This window comes from Spirillospora sp. NPDC046719 (assembly GCF_040645715.1).
Classification (GTDB): Bacteria; Actinomycetota; Actinomycetes; order Streptosporangiales; family Streptosporangiaceae; genus Spirillospora.
Window position 1 is genome coordinate 1 of sequence record NZ_JBEYYT010000579.1, and the last position, 5,001, is coordinate 5,001.

The window sequence follows — 5,001 nt, forward strand, 5'->3', positions numbered from 1 at the left end:
GGCGATCCGCGCGACCCGGCGACGGACGTCGGCCCGCTCATCAGCGACGCCCAGGTGCGCCGCTGCGAGGACCACGTCAGCGCCGCGCGCGCCCACGGCGGACGGGTCGTCGCCGGCGGACGCGCGCGCCGCGACCTCGGCGGCCACTACTTCGAGCCGACGGTCGTCGACCTCGACGACACGGCGAACCCGCTGGCGCAGGAGGAGACCTTCGGGCCGGTCGTGTCGGTGATCGGCTACCGCGACCTCGACCACGCCGTGGAGCTGGCGAACGACACCGTCTACGGGCTGTCCGGGGCGGTGTTCGGCGCCGCCGACCGGGCGCTGGCCGTCGCGCGCCGCATCCGGGCGGGGACGGTGCTGGTCAACGGCGGCTACTTCGGGCCGTTCGCGTCGTCCGGGGGCCGGCGGCACAGCGGCGGATGGCGGGAGCGCGGACGCGAGGGGATCCGCGCCTACCAGCAGCTCAAACACATCACGGCGACGAGCCTGTGACCGGCCGCGACGGAAAGGCACGCCATGCTGCTAGAGGAGATCGCCCGGCTCGACCCGGACAAGATCCGCACCCTGTTCGACACCGGCGGCGAGTACCGCCGGGCCATCTCCGGCGGGGACTACGTCGAGGACTTCCACGCCGACCTGCGCCGGGCCCGCGAGAGCGGACCCGTCCACGAGGGCTGCGTCGAGGAGGCGCTCGGCCTGCCCCGCCCCGAGTACGCGCGGCGGTGGACGGAGCCCGCGTTCTCCGCGTTCGACTACGCCACGGTCAACGCCGTGTTCCGCGACGCCGAGACGTTCGACTCCGCGATCCTGCGCGGCACGTTCGCCACGTTCGGCCCCAACATCCTCGGCATGGACGGAGCCGAGCACGCCCGCCACCGCGCCGTCGTCCAGCCCTCGTTCGGCCGCGCCGCGATGCGGTGGTGGACCGACCGCTGGATCACCGGGATCACCGGCTCCCTCCTCGCCCGCGTCGAGGGGCGCGGGCGGGCCGAGCTGAACCTCGACTTCTGCGCGCTGCTTCCGCTGCTGACGATCACCGGGAGCTTCGGCGTCCGGATGGCGGAGGCGCTGCGGCTCCGCGAGGTGATCGAGCGGATGATCGGCGCCGACGTCCCGCGCGAGGACAAGCTCGCCGCCTCGGCGGCCGCCGCGGACCTGCTGCTGCCGCTGATCGCCGACCGGCGCGGGAACCCGCGGGACGACCTGATCAGCAGGCTCGTCCGGGAGCGGGTCCGCGACGCGGACGGGACGCTCCGCGGGGTCACCGACGAGGAGGTCCTGGCGTTCGCGCGGCTGATCCTCACGGCCGGCTCCGGCACGACGTGGCGGCAGCTCGGCATCACGCTGTGGGCGCTGCTGAACGACCCGGGCCAGCTCGAGGCCGTCCGGCGCGACCGGTCGCTCGTCCGGGCGGCGATCGAGGAGTCGCTGCGCTGGGAGGTGACCGACCCGACGTTCTTCCGCAGGGCGACGCGGGACACCTCGCTCGGCGGCGTCCGCATACCGGCGGGCTCCCGGGTGGCGCTCTGCCTCACCGCCGCGAACCACGACCCGGCGCGCTGGGAGCGTCCGGACGCGTTCGACGTGTTCCGGCCGCTGCGCCCGCACCTGTCGTTCGCCGGCGGTCCGCACGTGTGCCTCGGCATGCACCTCGCCCGCGCGGAGATGACGGTGGCGCTGAACGCGATCCTCGACCGCCTGCCGAACCTGCGGTGGGACCCGGACGTCCCCCGCCCCGTCCTGATGGGCCTGCAGATGCGGGGTCCGGACCGGCTCCCGGTGGTGTTCGGATGAGCGGCGGCACGGCGGGTGGCGAGCGTCCGGAGGTCACGGTCACGCCGCGGACCTGCGCCGGCACGGGCGTGTGCGCGTTCTACGCCCCCGCCACCTTCGAGCTCGACGAGCGGGGGAAGGTGCGGATCGCGTCCGGGGGCGGCGACGGGTCCGCCCGGGACTCGGCCGAGGACGTCCGCAACGCCGCCGAGGCGTGCCCGACCCGGTCGATCAGGCTTCCCTCCACCGAATCGAGATGACTGTTCTCTGTGTCGAGAACGTGATATTCACAGACCGTCGGCGACCGGCGCCGGGAAGGGGAGCCACCACCATGCGAACGATCCCTGAGGCGCTGGTCAAGCGGTACGAGGCGGAGGGCTGGTGGACCCGGGAGACGCTCGGGGAGATGCTCGCGGGGGGCCTCGCCACCGCGCCCGACGCGGTGTTCCGGGTGCATTCGGCGGTGCGGCCGTGGTCGGGGACGTTCCGTGATGTGGAGGGGGTGGCGCGCCGGCTGGCCGCCGGGCTGCGGGCGCGGGGTGTGGGGCCGGGTGATGTGGTGGCGTTCCAGTTGCCGAACTGGATGGAGGCGGCGGCGGTGTTCTGGGCGTCGGCGTTCCTGGGGGCGACGGTCGTGCCGATCGTCCACTTCTACGGCCGCAAGGAGGTCGGCTACATCGTCAAGGCCGTCCGGCCGCGGGTGTTCGTCGGCGCCGAGCGGTTCGGCCGCCTGGAGTTCCAGCCCGAGGTGTGCGCGGACGTGCCCGTCGTGGGCGTGGTGGGACGCGATTTCGATGACCTGCTCGCCGCAGACCCGATGCCCGGCGTGGCCGCCGCCGACCCGGCCGGTCCCGCGGTGATCGCGTTCACCTCGGGCACGACGCGCGACCCCAAGGGCGTCGTGCACAGCCACCGCACGCTCGGCTACGAGACGCGCCAGCTGTCCGACCGCTATCCGCCGGACCTCGCCCGGCAGATCATCTCCGCCCCGGTGGGCCACTTCATCGGCATGATCTCCGCCTTCCTGATCCCCGTGCTGCGCGGCTGGGGAGTGAACCTCGCCGACGTCTGGGACCCCGGCCGGGTCCTGGCGCTGATGAAGAGCGACGGTCTGACCGTGGGCGGCGGCGTCCCGTACTACATGACGAGCCTGCTCGACCATCCCGACTTCACCCCCGAGCACCTGCCGCACATGCGGTTCGCGGGCCTCGGGGGAGCGGCCGTCCCGGTGGCGGTCACCACGCGCCTGACGGATCTCGGCATCACGGTCCACCGTTCCTACGGCAGCACCGAGCACCCGTCCATCACCGGCTCGCACCTCACCGCGCCCGAGGCCAAGCGCCTGCACACCGACGGCAAGGCCCTGCCCGGGGTGGAGATCCGGCTCGGCGAGGACGGTGAGATCTTCAGCCGGGGTCCGGACCTGTGCGTCGGGTACACCGATCCGGAACTGACGGAGCGGGTCTTCGATGATGAGGGCTGGTACCGCACGGGCGACATCGGGGTGGTCGATGAGGACGGGTATCTGACGATCACCGATCGCAAGTCCGACATCATCATCCGGGGCGGGGAGAACATCAGCGCGCTGGAGGTCGAGGAGGCGCTGCTGGGCATGCCGGGCGTCGCCGAGGCGGCCGTGGTCGCGGCCCCTGACGCCCGGCTCGGCGAGCACGCCGCGGCCGTGGTCCGGCCGAAGTCGGACGGTCCGCCGCCGACGATCGAGGAGATGCGGGCCCATCTGGAGCGGATGGGGCTCGGCCGGCAGAAGTGGCCGGAGGAGCTGCACGCGGTCGAGGACTTCCCGCGCACCGCCAGCGGCAAGGTCCAGAAGTTCCTGCTGCGCCGGGAGATCGCTGCGCGCGCCGCGGACGGGTAGGCGGCGGCCCCCACCACCCGTGGAATCTCAGTTCTCAATATGCGAGAGTCAAGTTCTCGCTGAGTGATGGGAGCTTCTGGCATGCGCACGATCCCCGCTGAGCTGGTCAAGCGGTACGAGGCGGAGGGCTGGTGGACCGGCGACACGATCGGGGACCTCCTGGCGCGGGGGCTCCGCGACGCCCCTGACACGGTGTTCCGGGTGCATTCGGCGGTGCGGCCGTGGTCGGGGACGTTCCGTGATGTGGAGCGGGTCGCGCGCCAGCTCGCGGCGGGGCTGCGGGAGCGCGGTGTGAGGCCCGGAGATGTGGTGGCGTTCCAGTTGCCGAACTGGATGGAGGCCGCGGCGGTCTTCTGGGCGTCGGCGTTCCTGGGTGCGACGGTCGTGCCGATCGTCCACTTCTACGGCCGCAAGGAGGTCGGCTACATCCTGCGGTCGATCCGCCCGCGGGTGTTCGTCGGCGCCGAGCGGTTCGGCCGCCTGGAGTTCCAGCCGGACCTGTGCGCGGACGTGCCCATCGTGGGCGTGGTGGGACGCGACTTCGACGACCTGCTCGCCGCGGACCCGATGCCCGGCGTGACGGCCACGGACCCGGCCCTTCCGGCGCTGATCGCGTTCACGTCCGGCACGACGCGCGACCCCAAGGGCGTCGTCCACAGCCACCGGACGCTCGGCTACGAGACCCGCCAGCTCGCCGGGCTGTACCCGCCCGACCGGGGCCGGCAGCTCACGTCCGCGCCGGTCGGCCACTTCATCGGCATGGTGAACGCCTTCCTGATCCCCGTCCTGGACGGGACGCCGGTGAACCTCGCCGACGTGTGGGATCCGGCGCAGGCGCTCGCGCTGATGAGGAGCGACGGCCTCACCGTCGGCGGCGGAGCGGCGTACTACATGACGAGCCTGCTCGACCATCCGGACTTCAAGCCGGAGCACCTCGCGCACATGAAGTACGCGGGGCTCGGCGGCTCGTCCGTGCCGGTGGCGGTATGCGACCGGCTGGCCCGGCTCGGGATCACGGTGTTCCGCTCCTACGGCAGCACCGAGCACCCCTCGATCACCGGGTCGCGGCACACGGCTCCCGAGCACAAGCGGCTCCGGACGGACGGGGACGTCCTGCCCGGGGTGGAGATCCGGCTCGGGGAGGACGGTGAGATCTTCAGCCGGGGCCCGGACCTGTGCGTCGGCTACACCGACCCGGAGCTGACCGAGCGGGCGTTCGACGATGAGGGCTGGTACCGCACCGGGGACGTCGGCGTGGTCGATGAGGACGGGTATCTGACGATCACCGATCGCAAGTCCGACATCATCATCCGGGGCGGGGAGAACATCAGCGCGCTGGAGGTCGAGGA

5 protein-coding genes are annotated in these 5,001 nt (G+C 72.7%); all 5 read left to right on the top strand.

Annotated elements, in window-relative coordinates; genetic code table 11:
• Positions 1-495 (top strand): aldehyde dehydrogenase family protein (locus ABZ914_RS46435; protein ID WP_500201049.1); only part of this gene is annotated, 495 nt, incomplete at its 5' end.
• A gap of 24 nt (positions 496-519) precedes the next feature.
• Positions 520-1,797 (top strand): cytochrome P450, encoded by a 1,278-nt coding sequence (locus ABZ914_RS46440; protein ID WP_500201050.1) that lies wholly within the window; start codon positions 520-522, stop codon positions 1,795-1,797.
• Positions 1,794-2,036 (top strand): ferredoxin, encoded by a 243-nt coding sequence (locus tag ABZ914_RS46445; protein ID WP_500201051.1) that lies wholly within the window; start codon positions 1,794-1,796, stop codon positions 2,034-2,036. Before ABZ914_RS46440 ends, ABZ914_RS46445 begins: the two co-directional genes overlap by 4 nt.
• A gap of 71 nt (positions 2,037-2,107) precedes the next feature.
• Positions 2,108-3,652: an AMP-binding protein gene (locus tag ABZ914_RS46450; protein WP_500201052.1), complete on the top strand. Its 1,545-nt coding sequence runs from the start codon at positions 2,108-2,110 to the stop codon at positions 3,650-3,652.
• Between the two features lie 81 nt (positions 3,653-3,733).
• Positions 3,734-5,001 (top strand): AMP-binding protein (locus tag ABZ914_RS46455; RefSeq protein ID WP_500201053.1); only part of this gene is annotated, 1,268 nt, incomplete at its 3' end.